17 protein-coding genes are annotated in these 18,834 nt (G+C 37.4%); 15 read left to right on the top strand and 2 right to left on the bottom strand.

The window, feature by feature from the left end; genetic code table 11:
* The first annotated feature begins 5 nt into the window (after positions 1-5).
* The 13 genes from hprK (at position 6) to JW886_RS03640 (ending at position 16,425) form a co-directional block, all read left to right on the top strand.
* Positions 6-938 (top strand): HPr(Ser) kinase/phosphatase, encoded by a 933-nt coding sequence (gene hprK / locus JW886_RS03580; protein WP_075524459.1) that lies wholly within the window; start codon positions 6-8, stop codon positions 936-938.
* A gap of 78 nt (positions 939-1,016) precedes the next feature.
* Positions 1,017-1,814: a prolipoprotein diacylglyceryl transferase gene (gene lgt, locus JW886_RS03585; RefSeq protein ID WP_205872324.1), complete on the top strand. Its 798-nt coding sequence runs from the start codon at positions 1,017-1,019 to the stop codon at positions 1,812-1,814.
* A gap of 157 nt (positions 1,815-1,971) precedes the next feature.
* Complete coding sequence (locus JW886_RS03590; RefSeq protein WP_200407704.1) at positions 1,972-2,391, top strand: DUF948 domain-containing protein; 420 nt, start codon at positions 1,972-1,974, stop codon at positions 2,389-2,391.
* Between the two features lie 26 nt (positions 2,392-2,417).
* A complete protein-coding gene (locus JW886_RS03595) occupies positions 2,418-3,014 on the top strand; it encodes a YtxH domain-containing protein (RefSeq protein WP_205872325.1) in 597 nt (198 codons plus the stop codon).
* Positions 3,015-3,143: 129 nt separating this feature from the next.
* Positions 3,144-4,562 carry an NADP-dependent phosphogluconate dehydrogenase gene (gndA, locus tag JW886_RS03600; RefSeq protein WP_205872326.1) on the top strand — a complete coding sequence of 473 codons (1,419 nt, stop codon included), beginning with the start codon at positions 3,144-3,146 and terminating at the stop codon, positions 4,560-4,562.
* Positions 4,563-4,837: 275 nt separating this feature from the next.
* Positions 4,838-5,812, top strand: coding sequence for a DNA cytosine methyltransferase (locus JW886_RS03605; RefSeq protein WP_241003793.1), 975 nt, complete (start codon positions 4,838-4,840; stop codon positions 5,810-5,812).
* 2 nt (positions 5,813-5,814) lie between these two features.
* Positions 5,815-6,846: a DNA adenine methylase gene (locus tag JW886_RS03610; RefSeq protein WP_205872328.1), complete on the top strand. Its 1,032-nt coding sequence runs from the start codon at positions 5,815-5,817 to the stop codon at positions 6,844-6,846.
* Positions 6,847-6,934: 88 nt separating this feature from the next.
* On the top strand, positions 6,935-8,152 hold the full coding sequence (locus tag JW886_RS03615; RefSeq protein WP_205872329.1) for a hypothetical protein: 1,218 nt from the start codon (positions 6,935-6,937) through the stop codon (positions 8,150-8,152).
* Positions 8,153-8,374: 222 nt separating this feature from the next.
* The gene (locus JW886_RS03620; protein WP_205872330.1) at positions 8,375-8,602 is read left to right on the top strand and encodes a hypothetical protein; all 228 of its coding nucleotides are present in this window, start codon (positions 8,375-8,377) and stop codon (positions 8,600-8,602) included.
* Positions 8,603-9,002: 400 nt separating this feature from the next.
* The gene (locus JW886_RS03625) at positions 9,003-11,090 is read left to right on the top strand and encodes a DUF3329 domain-containing protein (RefSeq protein ID WP_205872331.1); all 2,088 of its coding nucleotides are present in this window, start codon (positions 9,003-9,005) and stop codon (positions 11,088-11,090) included.
* Positions 11,091-11,354: 264 nt separating this feature from the next.
* Positions 11,355-13,376 carry a KUP/HAK/KT family potassium transporter gene (locus JW886_RS03630; RefSeq protein ID WP_075524465.1) on the top strand — a complete coding sequence of 674 codons (2,022 nt, stop codon included), beginning with the start codon at positions 11,355-11,357 and terminating at the stop codon, positions 13,374-13,376.
* Between the two features lie 153 nt (positions 13,377-13,529).
* Positions 13,530-15,050: a YfcC family protein gene (locus JW886_RS03635; RefSeq protein ID WP_075524466.1), complete on the top strand. Its 1,521-nt coding sequence runs from the start codon at positions 13,530-13,532 to the stop codon at positions 15,048-15,050.
* Between the two features lie 34 nt (positions 15,051-15,084).
* A complete protein-coding gene (locus tag JW886_RS03640) occupies positions 15,085-16,425 on the top strand; it encodes a M20 family metallopeptidase (RefSeq protein WP_205872332.1) in 1,341 nt (446 codons plus the stop codon).
* A gap of 50 nt (positions 16,426-16,475) precedes the next feature.
* On the opposite strand, the gene JW886_RS03645 is transcribed toward JW886_RS03640, so the two are convergent.
* Positions 16,476-16,649 (bottom strand): DUF3042 family protein, encoded by a 174-nt coding sequence (locus JW886_RS03645; RefSeq protein ID WP_075524468.1) that lies wholly within the window; start codon positions 16,647-16,649, stop codon positions 16,476-16,478.
* Between the two features lie 44 nt (positions 16,650-16,693).
* Positions 16,694-16,879, bottom strand: a complete 186-nt coding sequence (locus tag JW886_RS03650) for a DUF3042 family protein (protein ID WP_075524469.1) — start codon at positions 16,877-16,879, stop codon at positions 16,694-16,696.
* A 196-nt stretch (positions 16,880-17,075) separates the two neighbouring features.
* Between JW886_RS03650 and JW886_RS03655 the strand changes: the two genes are divergently transcribed.
* Both JW886_RS03655 and miaA read left to right on the top strand, forming a co-directional pair.
* On the top strand, positions 17,076-17,741 hold the full coding sequence (locus tag JW886_RS03655; RefSeq protein WP_205872333.1) for a YitT family protein: 666 nt from the start codon (positions 17,076-17,078) through the stop codon (positions 17,739-17,741).
* Between the two features lie 132 nt (positions 17,742-17,873).
* The gene (gene miaA, locus JW886_RS03660) at positions 17,874-18,758 is read left to right on the top strand and encodes a tRNA (adenosine(37)-N6)-dimethylallyltransferase MiaA (RefSeq protein WP_205872334.1); all 885 of its coding nucleotides are present in this window, start codon (positions 17,874-17,876) and stop codon (positions 18,756-18,758) included.
* Positions 18,759-18,834 lie beyond the last annotated feature (76 nt).

The following is an 18,834-nucleotide window of genomic DNA, read 5'->3' on the forward strand; positions in this document are numbered from 1 at the left end:
GAAAAATGGGAGTTTCAGTCCAAGAGCTTATTGACAAAATTCATTTTCACGTAATTTATTCTACAGAGACCGCGCTAAAAAAGGAGATTACCACTTCCGAGATTATGCGCCCTGGGCTTGAAATGGCAGGATATTTTGATTACTTTACCCCCGAACGCATTCAGCTTTTTGGGATGAAAGAGTGGTCTTATATGATGACTGTTGTGGGTGATAATCGTTACGACTTGCTTAAAAAAGTCATGGCACCTGAAACACCAGTTGTCATTGTCGCGCGTAATTTAGAGATACCGAGTGAAATGGTTGCAGCAGCCAAAAAGTCTGATATCGTGCTTTTGCAATCCCGTGAAGCGACAAGCCGCCTCAACTCCGTTTTGACCTCCTTCTTAGATGAAAAATTAGCAGAACGAACAACTGTTCATGGGGTACTGATGGATATTTTTGGTGTAGGGGTTCTGATCCAAGGCGCTAGCGGCATTGGTAAGTCGGAAACCGGTCTTGAATTAGTCAAGCGTGGACACCGTCTTGTGGCTGATGATCGGGTGGACGTTTTTCAACGTGACGCCTTTACCTTAGCGGGTGAACCAGCCGAAATTTTGCGAAATATGATTGAAATTCGCGGAGTTGGGATTATTGATGTAATGAGCCTTTTTGGTGCTGGGGCTGTCAAAGATGCAACTGATATCGATATGGCCATTTATCTTGAATATTACGACACCAGTAAAGATTTTGATCGTTTAGGAAATGCGCCAGCCATTGTTTCTTTTTCTGACGTTGAACTTCCTCAAACACGTATTCCTGTAAAAACAGGACGGAATGTATCTGTCATTGTTGAAGCGGCGGTCATGAATTTTAGGGCCAAACAAATGGGCTTTGATGCTACCAAAACTTTTGAAGATCGCCTCACCAATCTCATTAGTCAAAATAAAGAAGAAGACTAAGCTCAACACTTACTGACAAGCCTGTCAGTCAACTAAAAAGTACTGACAGACTTGTCAGTCAAGAAAATAAAATAAACTATGAATAATCTTTTTCCTTTTTTAGCCATTGATAAAATAGCGCTCCATCTAGGTCCGCTAGCTATTCACTGGTATGCCATTTTTATTGTAACTGGCGCAGCAATTGCCGTATGGTTGGCTTGTAAAGAAGCTCCCCGACGTCAAATTACAAGTGATGATGTCATTGATTTTGTTCTTTTTGCCTTTCCGATAGGTATAGTTGGTGCGCGTGCCTATTATGTTATTTTTGAGTGGTCCTACTATAGTCAGCATCCAGAGCAGATTATTGCAATGTGGGATGGCGGCGGAGCAATTTACGGTAGTCTTATTGCGGGTGCCATTGTACTTTTCATCTTTTGTTATTATCGCATGATTAATCCCTTGGACCTCTTAGATATTACGATTCCAGGTGTCTTTCTTGCTCAAGCGCTAGGGCGCTGGGGAAACTTTGTTAATCAAGAGGCCTACGGTAAAGTCGTCTCAAACCTAAACGGTCTTCCTTTATTCATCAGAAATCAGATGTTTATTGATGGGCACTATCGAATGCCGACCTTTCTTTTTGAAAGTATTGGAACATTGACAGGTTTCCTTCTGGTTATTCTCTTACGACACCGCCTAAAAGGTTTAAAACGTGGGGATATCTTCAGTTTTTACTTAGTATGGTATGGCCTAGTGAGATTTACTGTCGAAGGGATGCGCACTGACAGCCTTATGTTAGGTCCCGTTAGAGTGTCGCAGTGGCTTTCTGTTCTACTCGTAATTGTAGGTGGTGCATTATTTATCCAGCGGCGGTTAAAAAAGCAAGAAAATATCAATTAAACTGCCCTAGGCAGTTTTTTAGTTGTTTAAATTTTTCAGCAAGTTATATTAGAAATAAAATGAATAATTTGTTATAATAAGTTAAAAAAGAATCGCTTTCATTAAAATGAAATGTGATTGAAGGGGTAAAGTTTAACTACCCTAAAAAGGAGGAAACGTGGGAAATATTGCATTACTCATCATCGCGATTGCTTTCGCTATACTAGTTATCTTTTTAGTCATTGTCTTGCACAAAGTCTCAAAAGTAGTGGAGGAAGCAAACCGTACGGTTAAGCTCGTTTCAAGTGACGTAGATGTTTTACTTCATCAGGCAGATGATATTATGGCAAAAGCTAACACTTTGCTTGAAGATGTAAACGGAAAAGTAGCCACAATCGATCCCTTATTTACCGCTGTGGCTGATTTATCTGTCAGTGTTTCAGATATCAATACCTCAAGCCGTAATCTTGTTGGGCGTCTCAATAGAACCTCAACGGGGCGGAAAACCAGTGCAGCTTCAGCTGTTGTTCTTGCTAAAACAGCCAAAAAATTCTTTGTTAAAAAGGATAAGAAAGCGGCGAAACAACCCAGTCAATAATGTCCAAAACAGAAAGGAACTATGCTATGTCTAAGAAAACAGGATTTCTCGTTGGAGCCCTCGTCGGGGCCGCTGCAGCACTTTTTCTCGCTCCTAAAAAAGGAAGCGAGCTTCGTGAAGAAGCAGGAAAAATCTATGATGATTTCAAAGAAAACCCCCAAGAGACGCTCAATGTCCTAAAAGATAATGCAGTAGATTTTTCAGCCGATAAATTCAATGAAATCAAAGAAAAGTTTGATTCAGGTGAAATTTCAGCCGAAAAAGCGAAAGAATATTTGGTGGCTAAGCGTGACATGATCAAAGACAAAGTAGATTCAGGTGAGCTTTCAAAAGATACTGTAGTTGACTTTTTCAATGAAACACGCGAAGCAATTATGGATAAACTCAACGCTATGAAAGAAAGTGGCGAAGAGCTTTTTGATGAAGATGAATCAGAAATGGCTGATGAAGTGGCTCAAGTTGTTGCTCAGTTTAAAGACAAAGAAGATGAAGCAAGTGATACAATTAAAGAAAAGCTCAATGATAGTGCACAAGCGCTTGACACTGAGCCTTTAGCAAAAGAAGCCAATAAAATTGCTGAAAAAGCGAAAGAATTGACGAACCATCCGAGTGAAAAGTGGTAAAAATTAGAAAGCTGCCTCTGGTAGCTTTTTTAATGTAAATAATTTACATACATAAATGTGGCAATTGGAAAAAAATTGCGTTATACTAGAGTAGTCTATAAATAAAAGAATAATCCGGAGGATTTTTAAATGGCACAAGCAAACTTTGGTGTTGTTGGTATGGCAGTAATGGGGAAAAACCTAGCCCTTAATGTTGAATCACGCGGCTACACCGTTGCCCTTTTCAATCGTACAACCTCAAAAACAGAAGAAGTTGTTGCAGAGCACCCAGACAAAAAATTTGTCTTGACAAAAACAGTTGAAGAATTTGTTGCAGCAATTGAAAAACCACGTCGTATCATGCTGATGGTTCAAGCTGGAGCAGCAACAGATGCCACAATCAAATCTCTCCTTCCCCACTTGGATAAAGGAGATATCCTCATTGATGGTGGGAACACTCATTTCCCTGATACAATGCGTCGTAATGCAGAACTTGCAGATTCTGGCATTAACTTCATTGGTACGGGCGTTTCAGGTGGAGAAAAAGGTGCACTTGAAGGCCCATCTATCATGCCTGGTGGACAAAAAGAAGCTTATGATCTTATTGCACCCATTTTTGAACAAATCGCAGGGAAAGCACCACAAGATGGTAAACCTTGTGTCGCTTATATGGGCCCTAATGGTGCTGGTCATTATGTAAAAATGGTACATAATGGAATTGAATATGGCGACATGCAATTGATTGCGGAATCCTACGACCTCTTGAAACGTGTGCTTGGTTTGGATAACGCTGAAATTCAAGCGATTTTTGAAGAATGGAACGAAGGCGAACTTGATAGTTACCTCATCGAAATTACTAAAGAAGTCTTGAAACGTAAAGATGATGAAGGCGAAGGCTACATCGTAGATAAAATTCTTGATAAAGCAGGAAATAAAGGAACTGGTAAATGGACTTCTCAAAGTTCCCTTGATCTCGGAGTTCCTCTTCCACTGATTACTGAATCAGTCTTTGCACGCTTCATCTCAACTTATAAAGACGAACGCGTCAAAGCAAGTCAAGTCTTGTCAGGTCCAGCAGCAAACTTCACAGGCGATAAGGCTGAAATCGTAGAAAAAATTCGCAAAGCGCTTTATTTCTCTAAAATCATGTCATATGCGCAAGGCTTTGCTCAACTTCGCCAAGCTTCTAAAGAATACGATTGGGATCTTCCTTACGCAACTATCGCACAAATCTGGCGTGCAGGATGTATCATTCGTGCAGAATTCCTCCAAAACATTACAGATGCATTCAACAAAAATAAGAACCTTGAGAATCTTTTGCTTGATGACTACTTTGTAGACATCACAAAGCGTTATCAAGAATCAGTTCGTGACGTTGTAACACTCGCTGTTCAAGCAGGAATTCCTGTACCAACCTTCACTTCAGCAATTAGCTACTACGATAGTTATCGTTCAGCAAACCTGCCAGCGAACCTCATCCAAGCTCAACGTGACTATTTCGGTGCGCATACTTACGAGCGTAATGACAAGGCAGGAACCTTCCACTACGACTGGTATACGGAGGATTAGTTTACAAATAAATTACGGGTAGGTTTTATTTATAGCCTTTTTAAGGTTTGGAGAATATCAGAAAATACTTATTGGCACCTATTTTATCGCCAAAAATCTGCCAAAAATCAGCAAATTTTGCTGATTTTTTGTTGAATAAATAAAGATAAACCAAAATATTTTAGCGGTATTTTTATTAATAAATGATTGTAATATAATTATAGCTTGTTAAGTGGTAACATTTCCTACAAAATATGATAGACTATATTTATTACAAAAATGGAAGGACTTATAACTTGAATTACGTAGACCTTTTTTCTGGGGCAGGAGGCTTAAGTCTTGGATTTGAAAAAGCTGGCTTTAAGAATATTTTTGCTGTTGAACATGATAAACAAATTTCTAAAACATATAAAAAAAATTTTCCTGACAATAACTTATTAGTCACAGATATAAAAAAAATAACTGAAAGTGAAATTAATGATTTAGTAGGTAATAATAAAGTTGATGTTGTAGTTGGTGGACCTCCTTGTCAAGGTTTTAGTCTTGCAGGTAAAAATGGAAGAACTTTTGTTGATGATGAACGAAACTATTTATTCAAAGAGTTTATAAGATTTGTCTCAGTTATAAAACCTAAGATGTTTGTCATGGAAAATGTTGCTAGAATGGCAAGCCATAACAAAGGGGAAACTATCAAAGAAATAAAAAGCTCTTTTGAAGAATTAGGGTATATTGTGCAACATAAGGTACTACAAGCTGCAGATTATGGAATACCACAAAAAAGACAACGAGTATTTGTTGTTGGTAGTAAATTAGAGGGGTTCGAGTATCCTGAAGTATTTGAAAAACAAATTAGTGTAAAAGAAGCTATTGGAGATTTACCAAGACTAGCGAGCGGTCAAAAATCCAGTATTCCTAACCATAATGCAATGAATCATTCAGAGCAAATGCTAAAAAAAATGTCTTATATAAAAGATGGTGGGGACAGGAAAGATATCCCTGAAAATTTACGTCCAGTAACGGGAGATATCAGAAAATATATTAGGTATAATAGCAAACTTCCCTCTGTCACTGTTACGGGTGACATGAGAAAAATTTTTCATTATGAGCAAAATAGGGCATTAACTTGCCGCGAATTAGCTAGGTTACAAAGTTTTCCTGATGACTTTATTTTTGAAGGGAACAGTATATCTGTGCAACAGCAAATAGGAAATGCGGTCCCCCCAAAATTGGGCTTTGTGGTTGCTAATGAAGTAAAAAAAGTATTGAGGTAATAATGCAAAATTATATTCTAAAATCCAAATATAATGCTAAATATCCAAAAGTAAATTATATTGGGAATAAAGAAAAATTATCTGAATGGATTGTTCAAAATTTACCAGTTGAAGACGGAAAAGTACTTGATGTTTTTTCGGGCGGAAATTCAGTATCTTTTGAGTTAAAAAAGCAAGGATTTCAAGTTTATAGTAATGATATTTTATATGCTTCATTTGTCGTAGGGAAGGCAATAATAGAAAATAATAGTGTTCAATTAAAAGAAGATGTTATAGATAAAGCATTAAACTATAAAATAACTGAAGAGCAGCGTCAAAAATTTGTATGGCTGGAAAATAAATTATATTTTCCAGAAGAAGTTGATGAATTGGCACAGTTAGTTTCGTACTCTGAAACTCTTGATGACTATAATAAATATCTTTTTCAAGCTCTTATTCGGCGCTCAATGATTAGAAAATTACCTTATTCCAGAATGAATGTTCCATGGAATAATATAGTAAAACTTAGAGATGAGGAGTACTCGTACACAAAATATGGAAGGAAAAGAGCATATCATAATGCAAAATTTTCTGATCATATTCGAACTAATTTATATGAGTATAATGCAGCAGTATTTGATAATGGGTTAAGAAATAAAGCATTCCAATTAGATGCACTGGATGCTATTGAAGAGGTAGAAAAGGTTGATGTAATCTATTTAGATCCACCTTATCCAAGCACAATGAATAAATATGATGATTTTTATGGAGCATTTGATAAAGTTTTTGGTCATAGTAAAAATCATATCAATTTGACAGATAAAGCAGTTTTTCTTGAAAATTTAGAACAGGTTATAGAGGTAGCTGTTCTAAAAACAAAATATATAGTTTTGAGCTTAAATTCACGCTCAAAACCAGGTATTGACGAAATATGTGAAGTTTTTTCAAAGTATGGAGAAGTTACTGTATTGAAGCATAAACATAATTATCAAGTTAGTGGCAAAGAAAATAAAAATGATAATTTTGAACTTCTTGCGACTTTAAAAGTATTCTGAATTAAAAACCCAGGAAGTAACTGTTTTCTTTGCTTTTTTAGTGTATAATTTACTATGAATGTCTGTTTTTTTTAAAGGAGAATCAAAGATGGATACAGGATTAAATAAACCTAAAAAAGTAATTGAGAATCAAAAATATGAAGAGTATTGGAAAAGTACTTTAGCTTTTACGAGCTTTTTTGAAGACCAGTTTATCCGAACAATGGAAATGATGGTAAAGCATATTGATAAGTATAATTTAGCAGATTACAGCGATGAAGAATTGATTTTAGATTTGACTAAAAAGAAAAAAGAATTTAATCAAGAAGTTACTCATGCTAAAGAATTGGAAAATCAAGTGTTCAGTATTTTCGAGAACCGTAGCTTAGATGGGTCCTCAACAAGAAAACAGTTAAATACACTTGTAAAATTAGGATTTATAAAACCATATCTAAAGGGCTATGTACCAGCAGCCAAAGAATATATAAAACCTAATGTTACTAAGGAGGAAAGAGCACGACTTTTTTCAGATACTGTTTATCAATACGCTTCATTTAACTCATCCCAGACAAACGATGATACAAAAAATAATCAAGTTAAGTTTTTGGTAAATACTCTACTGAATAAATCGGATAAAAAATTAACAATGGATGAATTCATAGGTATAATGCAAATGGATGTTCAAAAAACTCATTACGCAACAGATAAACAAATTTCTCAAAACAAAAATTGGGCTGCGCACATTGGGTTTTACGATAGAAAATACAATCAAGTTAACCATTTAAAATTAGTTCTAAAAAGCATGAATTTATTTGAAGTAATAACTACAAAAAATAAAGTAGGTACTAAAAATCGAAGAGAATTTTTTATATGTTTGGCTGAAAATGCTTCTGAATTTATCCCAGAAGTAGGAAGCACTAAGCGTGATACTTATCGCTTCGCTATTATGAGAAAAGCAGTCATTGAAGAAGGAGTCAGGATTTACGGTAGAAAAGTTAGCTGGTTATCGAAACAAGAATCTGAGGGAATGGTTGTTTCACATATCTATGAATCAGCTGAAGCATTAAAACTTTTCGATCTTGAAGCTGCTTATGACCCTAATAATGCTTTATATCTGAAACCAGGAAATGAAGACCAGTATTTTGATAAGCATAAGATGACTTTTGATAGAAATGGTTTACCAATATTTTCTGATGAAGTTAGTAAAGAATTTATTGCTGAATGTGTTAGAAATCAATATCATCTGGATCCAGAAATTTTAAATCCCCAACGTTTGGGGTATATTTTGAAATATCATCATGATAAATTCAGAGGGATTATCAAATAATTCAGAAGGAATTATGAAAATCAACCTTAAAATAGTTAATTTGTTTTATTTAAATTAACTTTTTTTACTCATTTTTCGGAATAACACTGTTTTAAATCAATTGTAATTTACTGTTTAACAATTACGCAAATGTAGAATTTTTAAAAGCCCAAGTTTTCAAAATTTATACTAATCTTTTTTGGGTATGGCGTGCTCCACCTAATGACCAGTAAGCTGGATTTTATGAGCGACTTAAAAATAGCAGAGAAAATTTTTATATTAGCTTATAGATCGCTTAAATATAAAAGATGTAAAGTCAAGCATCTACCCTTAAATGTGAGCTTAATTGGAGAAAGTTGGAAAAAATATTTTATTACAAAAAATGTTCAGGGGGGTTCCGAAGTAAAAGTAATAAATTTTATTATAGTTGAGAGAAGATATATTTCGCTAAAATTTTGGAAGAAGCTTTAGTGGATCAGAGCAAGAGAATGTAAATATGATCGATTTATCTGAGGGGTTAGGAGGTTCTCAACTGACTTAAGTCGAGTCATAGTGTATTATGAAGGAGTATCTTCCACGACTGGTATACAGAAGAATAAGATTTTAACAGGCAGATAGCTTGGGAAATCATATCAAAATTTACACTAAAAAATACAGTAGCTTTGCTGTATTTTTTAGTGTAAGGAGCAGAAGTCCTCTTTCATTATTTAGAAAATTTTAGGAGTTTCTTTAAAAACGTAGTATAATGTTAAAGCAATAATACATATTTCGGAGGGCTGAATAAAATGTTATATGGGAAGTGCCTTAATAAAAGGCTTTGGACTAGAGAGATCAATCTCTTCATATTGACTGGTGTAAGGATGACGAAGAGATGAATAAACGACGCTATCCTATTTTTCTTGCATTAGCCAGTACCGTTGTTCTCTTTATTACTTTTATGTTTATGTTGAATTTAAATCAATTTTCGGGATACACGGGAGATGATTTTCTTTACCATTTTGTCTATGCTGGAGCTTGGCCGACTGAACATTTGAGACCTTATCATAATTTATGGGATTTTGTTTCGGCAGTTTATACTCACATGTCCATATGGAATGCACGCATGACTTCAATCATTTTTGAAATTTTTGCCATGCAACTTCCAAAAGGAATTTTTAATATTTTCAATGCGGCGATTTATGCTTTAGTAGGTTTGCTACTAAATATTCTTGTTAGCGGGAGGAGTGCGATATTCAAGCCTCTTCATTTGCTATTAACCTTTTTATTAATGTGGTTCTTTATACCTGGCATGGGCACGACAGTTCTCTGGGCAAGTGGCACAGCCAATTATCTTTGGCCCACAGTGATTATTATCGCTTTTTTCCTCCCCTTTCGCTTCAATAAAGATATTAAAAAGCGCTCCCTGAGCTTTGGACTTTTTCTATTAGGGATTTTAGCAGGATTTACTAACGAAGTTGGTGGAGCCACAGCGATCTTAGTTGCTGTTTTATTTATGATTTACAATTTCAGAAAATCGCCGAGTGAAGGAATCCTCACACAAGCATATGGTGTGCTTGGGGCAATCATCGGTTTTGTACTTCAAGTTTCCCTCTCGGCAGGTTCAGCTGAAACACAAAATTATGGTAAATCGGCAGGTTTTTGGCAACAAATACAAGTTGTTTTTTCAGAAACAATCCATTATTCGGGATATCTGATTTTGATTTTACTTATCCTGAGCGTCTTACTTTTTATAAGACGTAGGCAGTGGGAAGATACCGTAGAAAACTTAGTTGTCTCCAGTTTATTCTTTTTTGGCTCTGGTTTAGCAGGATGTGTCGCTATTATAGCATCACCGATCACCCCAGCACGACTTTGGTTTGTTAGCAATATTTTATTTATTACTGCTTTATTATTAATGCTTGAAGCTTGGCAAGAGTTACGGCTACAAAAAATATGGACAAAGCTTCCTCTTTTTCTTGTTATTTTGGTGATGGCGTTTGTAGCTATTCCAAGTTACGCCTATAATCTTAAAGAGGTTAAATCATCTTATCAGTATTTTTATACAGCACAAAGTATTGCTCAAAAAGCTCAAAAGACTGGCGAGTCAGTGGCACGCGTACCTGGGATGCCTATCACGTCTAATTCTTTTAATCCCTATTATGGGACACCATATTTAGTTGCAAGTGAGCATCCTGAAAAGGAGTGGGCAAATGTGTGGTTTGCTCAATACTATGGTTTAAAACAGGTGTATTTAGATAATCAGGTGCCTTTACAGAAGGTACCTAATCAAGACTTTGTCCTGGTAAGGGGAATTATTTCACTTTATAAACGTTATCTAGGGCGTTTGCAGACCTCGCTTTTTCCTATCGGGCCTCAAACAGTACTCAAGGCAGAAACAGATCCCTCCCTGATTTCTAAAAATAAGAAAATGGGAAAAAATCCTAAACCAAATAATGATAATTTGTCTTCAAGCAAGCCTTGGCTTCGTAATGCGCTGATTCGCTATATTGATGTTCAATCAAAGCAAATAGTAGGAACAGAAAGAATCACTTCACCTTATAATGAATCCTATGATATTTCTCATGCCTCCGTACAAGGTTATCGTACGCTTGCTTCAAATCCAAAAGTCTATAGATTCAATCAAAGCACTGAACAAACGATTGATATTAAAGTGAAAGCTGACTTGCATAACATTACTATATTCTTTAATGACAACAAGGGCAAAACGGTAAGCACTGCAAATATTGAAGCGTTGACGAACCAAATCGTCACCATTCAATTACCGCGTGGCTATCAAAAAAATAGCTCAAAAATAACAACTTTGTCTATTCAAGCAGATAGCTCATGGGATCAGACGCTCATTTTGACTAAGATTCCTTTTTGGAAAGATTGGAGTCGACTGACACTCCTATCTATCATAGGAAGTGGTCTCGTGCTCTTACTTGTTTATGATTTCTTTTTAGAAAGAAGCATGAAGTAAAATGTATAATTGATAATTAAAAGAGCAGAGTGATAAGCGCTATGAAGGAAATCAAAAACACTAAAAAAAATCGAACTCATTGTTCGATTTTTTTATGTTATGTCCTATTAAAGAAAAAGTAGTACTATGTGATAATCTTGACAGTTTTTTCATCTTAAATCTTTTAATTTCTGCTATAATGTAGTTATCAAAAATAAGCCTGAGTTGAGGTTTGTTTTTTATAAAGTCACTCATTGTGGCGGAAGAAAGTTGAGGAAATTCAAATTGAGTCATGCAAACAATAAGTCGTTTAATAAAGCGACATCTGCGGGCTTCCTTATTGCGTTAGGTATTGTCTATGGTGACATTGGGACGAGCCCTTTGTATGCTATGCAAGCCATTGTTCGAGGGCAAGGTGGTCTAGAAAACCTCTCTGTCAATTTCGTATTAGGCGCAGTTTCTCTTGTCATTTGGACATTGACACTCATTACTACGGTCAAATATGTGCTCATCGCTTTGAAGGCGGATAATCATCATGAGGGTGGGATTTTCTCTCTATTCACGCTTGTTCGTCGGATGAGAAAGTGGCTCGTTGTTCCAGCGATGATTGGTGGCGCAACATTATTAGCTGACGGAGCATTGACTCCAGCTGTTACGGTAACCTCAGCAATTGAAGGGCTGAGGGGGGTCCCTAATCTTGCGAATGTTTACTCCAACCAAACGGCTGTAATCATTACTACCATGATTATCCTCGCCTTTTTGTTTCTTATTCAACGTTTTGGGACAAGTTTAGTAGGAAAGCTCTTTGGACCGATAATGTTTGTATGGTTCAGTTTCCTCGGTATTAGTGGCTTATTAAACTCTTTTTTAGACTTGTCTATTTTAAAAGCAATCAATCCTTACTATGCAGTTCAGCTCTTGTTTAGTCCTGAAAACAAAGCAGGTTTCTTTATTTTAGGTTCAGTTTTCCTAGTTACAACGGGGGCAGAAGCACTATACTCGGACTTAGGACACGTCGGTCGAGGAAACATTTATGTCAGTTGGCCGTTTGTAAAAATCTGTATTATCCTGTCCTACTGTGGGCAAGGAGCATGGTTATTGTCACACCGTGGCGAAAGTTTATCACTCAACCCCTTCTTTGCTGTTTTGCCACAACCCTTGGTAGTTTATGCGGTTATCCTCTCAACACTAGCCGCAATTGTAGCTTCTCAAGCTTTAATATCTGGTTCTTTCACACTTGTTTCAGAAGCTATTCGACTCAAATTATTACCTTTGTTAAGAATTTACTATCCTGGTCAAAGTTTAGGACAGCTTTATATTCCTGCTATTAACTTTGCGCTTTGGGCAACTACTTCATTCTTTGTTCTTTATTTTAAAACCTCAGAACATATGGAAGCAGCTTACAGTCTTGCCATTACTATCACAATGTTAATGACAACGACTTTATTGACATATTTCCTTATTCAAAAGGGCATACCTAAAATTGGGGTGGCCGTGATTTCACTGGCCCTGTTTATGATAGAAGGTTCCTTCTTTGCAGCATCATTGGTGCAATTCTTACGAGGTGCTTATATCGTAGTACTGATAGCTTTGATGATCATCTTTGTAATGTTCATTTGGAGCAAATCGCATAAAATTGTTTTAAAATATATCAAATCACTCAATATTAATGACTATAAGAATCAACTCAATGCGTTGCGTCATGATGAATCCTATGATTTATATCAAACAAACGTTGTTTATTTGACAAGCAAAATGGACCATGAGTGGATTGATCGCTCTATTTTGTATTCTATTCTTGACAAGCGTCCTAAACGTGCAGAGTGTTACTGGTTTGTGAATGTTAAGGTCACTGATGAGCCCTACACGTCAGAGTATAAGGTAGATATGATGGGAACAGATTTTATTGTTCGTGTCAATCTCTATTTAGGTTTCCGGATGCGCCAAGAGGTTCCTCGTTACCTACGGACGATTGTCACAGACTTGATGGAGTCAGGACGTTTACCTCGTCAGCACCAGCATTATAGTATTACGCCAGGTAGAAAAGTGGGAGATTTCCGCTTTGTAGTCGTTGAAGAAAAATTGATGAATGCACGTCAAATGCCGGGATTTGAACGTTTTGTACTTCAAACCAAGGCACAAATCAAGAGAATTACGGCCTCACCAATCCGCTGGTTTGGACTTCAGTTCTCTGAGGTCACCGTAGAAACCGTTCCTCTGGTGCTTTCAGACGTTCGTAATTTGGAAATTCATGAGCGTTTAGATCGGGCAGATGAAAAAGAAATTTTCACTACTAATGAAATATAAAAAAAGAAGAGTTCGTAGGAACTCTCTTTTTTATATTATGATAAGATTATTTAATTTTTAGGTTATTTATTAATGTTTAGATTTGAAAAAAATTAGAAAAAGGTGTAGTATTATTATGTTAACGCTTTAATTATTATATTTGGGAGGTTTCTTATGGAAGCGAAAAAGAAAAAGTTTCAGATGCCATCAGCATATACGATACTTTTTATCATTATTGCAATTATAGCGGTGCTGACTTGGTTTATTCCCGCAGGACACTATAAAGTGGATGATGCGGGAAACATCATCGCAGGATCTTTTACACAGGTGGCTTCCAATCCTCAAGGGCTTTGGGATGTTTTTATGGCACCCGTTAATGGAATGTTGGGAATAGATGCTAATGGCAATATTCCTGCAACTCCTGCCGCAATTCCTATCTCTTTCTTTATTCTCATGGTAGGAGGCTTTTTAGGTGTTGTGAATAAGACTGGTGCCTTGGATGCCGGAGTAGCATCAATTGTTAAGCGTTTTAAAGGACGCGAGAAATTACTGATTCCTGTCTTGATGTCACTGTTTGCTTTGGGAGGCTCAACTTATGGAATGGCAGAAGAAACACTACCCTTTTATGTTTTGATTATTCCAGTAATGATTGCGGTTGGTTTCGATACTGTAACAGCCGTGGCCATTGTTTTAGTCGGTTCTCAAGTAGGATGTTTGGCTTCCACAGTAAATCCATTTGCCACGGGTGTGGCTTCCAATGCTGTTGGGATTTCGATGGGGCAAGGAATTGGTCTTCGCTTTATTATGTTAATTGTTTTGACCGCAATTTCCATTATATATGTTATGCGTTATGCCTCAAAAATTGAAAAGGATCCGACCAAATCATTAGTTTATAAAACCCGCGAAGCAGATCGTAAACACTTTGATATCGAATCCATCGAAAGTCAGGCAGAGATTACTACACGACAAAAGTGGGTCAATGGCATTTTCTTTGCAACTTTTGCGATTATGATTATTTCGCTTATCCCTTGGGATATGTTGAATAAACACTTTACGTTTTTCAATACAGCTACTGATTGGTTATCAGGTTTGCCAGTGGTCGGGGTTCTTTTAGGTAAAAATATGGCACCGCTCGGTACGTGGTATTTTCCTGAAATCACGATGTTATTTATTGTGATGTCGCTCATTGTAGCGGTGGTTTATCGCATGAAAGAATCAGAATTTATTGCGTCATTTCTTGCTGGTGCTTCTGATATGATTGGCGTAGCCATTGTAGTAGCAGTTGCACGGGGAATACAAGTTGTGATGAATAATGGAATGATTACGGATACGATTCTTCACTGGGGTGAGCAGGGATTGAGCGGGCTTTCTTCAAGTCTCTTCATTATTTTAACTTTCCTCTTTTATTTACCGATGAGTTTCTTAATCCCTTCCACTTCTGGTTTAGCGGCTGCAACTATGGGTATCATGGGTCCTATGGGAGAGTTTGCTAATGTTTCTAAAGATTTGGTAATTACTGCTTATCAATCTGCGTCGGGTATTTTGAATTTGATTACACCAACATCGGCGGTGGTCATGGGAGCTTTAGCAATTGCTCGTTTTAATATCGGAACGTGGTGGAAATTTATGGCAAAATTAATTGTGATTCAACTTGTGGTCATTATGGTTATTCTTGGTATTGCTGCGGTGTTATAATTTGAAGTTATTAACTTAACAAAAGGAGTAGAAGATGAAAACATTTGTTACTGATGAACATCAAAAACAGGCGGTCCTTGCTTTAAAAACTTTGGTAAGTCATGAGTCGGTCCTTAATGAAAATGAGGCAGGCCCTGGTCAGCCTTTTGGACCAAAAGTAGTGGCAGCTCTGGATGAGGTTTTGAAACTTTGCGCGTCACTTGGTTTTAAAACCTTTAAAGATGATGAGGGTTACTATGGTTACGCAGAAGTAGGTGAAGGAGAACAGCTGTTTGGCTTATTATGTCATATGGATGTTGTCCCAGCGGCTGATCAAGCAGGGTGGCAGACAGATCCTTTTGAACTGATTGAACGTGATGGCTTACTCATTGGACGAGGGACCCAGGATGATAAAGGGCCTACGATGGCTGCTTTATTTGCAGTAAAGGCTTTGATGGATGCAGGTGTTGCCTTTGAAGGGCGTATCCGTTTCATTTTTGGTACGGATGAAGAAACGCTTTGGCGCTGCTTAGAAAAATATAATGAAAAAGAAGAAAGTATCACGATGGGCTTTGCCCCAGATGCGGAGTTCCCTTTGATTTATGCTGAGAAAGGCTTGTTGCAGGCTCATCTTATCGGCCCAGGGACAACAGAATTTTCTTTAAGAGCCGGTGGTGCATTAAATGTAGTGCCTGACCGAGCGTCTTATGCTTCCAATCAACTTTCAAAAGTCCAACAGGCTTTGGATGCGCATGGCTTTAGTTATGAAAAATTAGAAAATGGCTTGCTGGTTCATGGGAAAAGTGTGCATGCTAAGGATGCTCCGGAGGGGATTAATGCGGTCAGCCGTCTGGCAATAGCTTTGAGTGATGTCTTTGATTTTCCTCCTCTTTCCTTTCTTGGAAAACTGGTTGGAGAAAATGCAACGGGAGAAAATGTTGTTGGAAAAACTGAAGATGAAGCTTCTGGTGAGTTGTCAATGAATTTTGCTGAACTTGTGATTACAGAAGAAGCAACGAAAATTGGTTTAGACATGCGTATCCCAGTGACTGTGAATAAAGACGAGTTAGTCAAGAAATTAAGTCATAAGGCTGCGCAATATCAACTTGAGTATAAAGAATTTGATTGGCTAGCACCATTATATGTTCCTTTAGAAAGTGAGTTAGTAAGTACACTTTTAAGTACTTATCGAGATTGCACGAATGACATGACGGAACCAATGGTTTCCGGTGGAGCTACTTTTGCGCGTACAATGAAAAATTGTGTGGCTTTTGGGGCAATGTTCCCTGACAGTCCTGACTACATGCATCAAGCTAATGAACAGTGGTCTGTGGCAGAGCTTCGTAAAACAATGGAAATCTATGCGGAAGCAATTTATCGCTTATGGGGTAAGTAATAAAGAAATAAAAAACTTACGGATTAACCCGTAAGTTTTTTTTATTTCTACTAAGGAGCAATACGTTTGCGCGCCGCACGCTTACGTCCACTGTCAACTTTTAATGCTTTATTCTTGAGCGGATTTATGACTTTATAATGTACACCAAGTGCGACGAGACCAAGTGCTAGGTAAGTCGTTGCTTTTCCTGTTAAAACGCCAGCGATAAATGTTTTTTTATCCATAGAGTGACTCCTTTTCTTTACATAATCGAGAGAAGTGGATTCGTTTAAAAACGGGCGATCCTTTTGCGTGCTGCCTCTTTTTTCTTTTGGGCAATAAAATCTGCTTTGGAAGGTGTTTCTGAATGTTCAGGCATCCACCCTTTTTTCTTTGCGAGGAGGACAGTGGCTCCTGCGATAGTCATCTCGATAGCTTTACCTACGAGGTAACCTTTAATCAGTTTGTGCTTCATGTGTAGTCTCCTTTATCTATAAATTGAAATCGTTCTAATATTATTATAATTCAATTTTTAGAGTAACGCTAATGAAACGGTTGCAAAATGTGATTTTCTAAATGCTTAACTGGTTAAGGTAAGATAGAGGTTCATGTGATATCATATAACAAGTTACAACAATTTAAGTTAAGATAGAAAGAAGGTAGCAATAGATATGAAACTAATGGGCGTAAAAATAGATCAAAAGTTTATGAGAGACCTCGCCATTTTGACTGTAGGTGTCGGGCTTTACGTGCTCTCTGTCCAACTTTTTGTCATTCCAAACCGTTTAGCAAGTAATGGGGTGGCCGGATTTTCTGTACTTATGGATTTTGTTTTCGGGATTAACCCAGCTTTAACTTTCTTTTTAGTCAATATTCCACTCTTTGCTTTTGGGGGACGTTTGTTGCCGAGGCGAATCTTATTGTTAAGTGTTCCTGGAGCCCTTTCGATGAGTGTGTGGTTGATGATTTACGAAGCATTAGGAGTGACTGGCTTTCAGTTTTCACATGTCATTTTTGCGGGAATATTGGATGGCATTCTCTCTGGGATTGGTGCGGGACTTGTGATTATTTCAGAAGGGACATTTGGAGGTTCGATTTTACTTGGTCGAATTTTGGAAGAACAGTGGGATTTCAAAATAGATAAAGTCTTATTTATAGTCGATGTGGTGGTCTTGAGTGTCTCCTTATTGACTTTCCTTTCCTTACCAAATTTTGCGGTAACTCTGCTTTCGTGCTATATCTTTAGTAAGATGACTCTGATTGTCGGTCGAGCAGAATATCGTCAGCTTCTGATGCATCGGGGGAAACGAATTTATCGTAAGGTTTTCGCTAGTTAAGGCATAAGAAAAGTACAAAAGTTGCTGACAGAGCTGTCAGTAACTTTTTTATTCTTTCAAAGCTTGAATTTGTGTCTTAAATCTGAAATAATAGAGAAAAGTATTGATAGAAATGAATAAGCGGATAACTTCATGAGAGATAATAAAGTTTTAGTAATTGTCGGACCCACTGCAGTCGGAAAAACAGCTCTAGGAATAGAACTTGCTCAGCGTTTTAATGGCGAAATCATTTCGGGTGATTCGCAACAAGTGTACCAGGGATTAGATATTGGTACAGCTAAAGTGACTAAAGAAGAACAGTTGCTTGCACCTCATCACTTGATCGATGTAAGATCTTGGGAGGAAAATTTTTCGGTACATGACTTTGTTTCACTTGCTAATGAAACAATTGCAGCAATTATTGAGCGAGGAAAAGTTCCAATCGTTGTGGGCGGAACGGGGCTGTATATTCAAGCATTGGTGGAAGGGTATCACTTGGGTGGCGAAGAAAATCACGAGGCAATGCTGGCTCTGCGTGAACAATTAGAGACCCTTTCCGATGCGCAACTCTTTGAAAAGGTGACGAACTTAGGACTCAATATTCCCGAAATGAATCGTCGACGAGCAGTACGGGCTTTGGAGCGAGCAGAGTTTGGCGTTAAAGATGAAAATAAAGGCTCTGCTTATGAGTTTCATTTGATTGGTCTTAACGCAAAACGAGAAATCCTCTATGATCGGATTAACCGTCGTGTTGATCAAATGCTTAGTGAAGGCTTGTTAAATGAAGTCCGTCGTCTTTTTGAGAAAGCCCCTCAAGCCCAAGCCGCAAAAGGAATTGGCTATAAGGAATTTTTCCCTTATTTTCAAGGAGAAGCAACCTTAGACGAAGCTGTTGAGTTGGTTAAACGTAATTCAAGACGGTATGCTAAGCGTCAGCTGACGTGGTTTAAAAACCGGATGGCTGTTGAATTTTTTGATGTTTTTGAAGCGGGCTATCCAGCGAATATTCTTGATCAGGTAGATGCTTTTTTGAACTGACGCCCGTCCCGAAAAATGTTATAATGAAACAGAATGAAAATGAGAAATTAATAAGTTACTGACAGGGCTGTCAGTA

The organism is Lactococcus taiwanensis, from assembly GCF_017068355.1.
Lineage (GTDB): Bacteria > Bacillota > Bacilli > Lactobacillales > Streptococcaceae > Lactococcus > Lactococcus taiwanensis.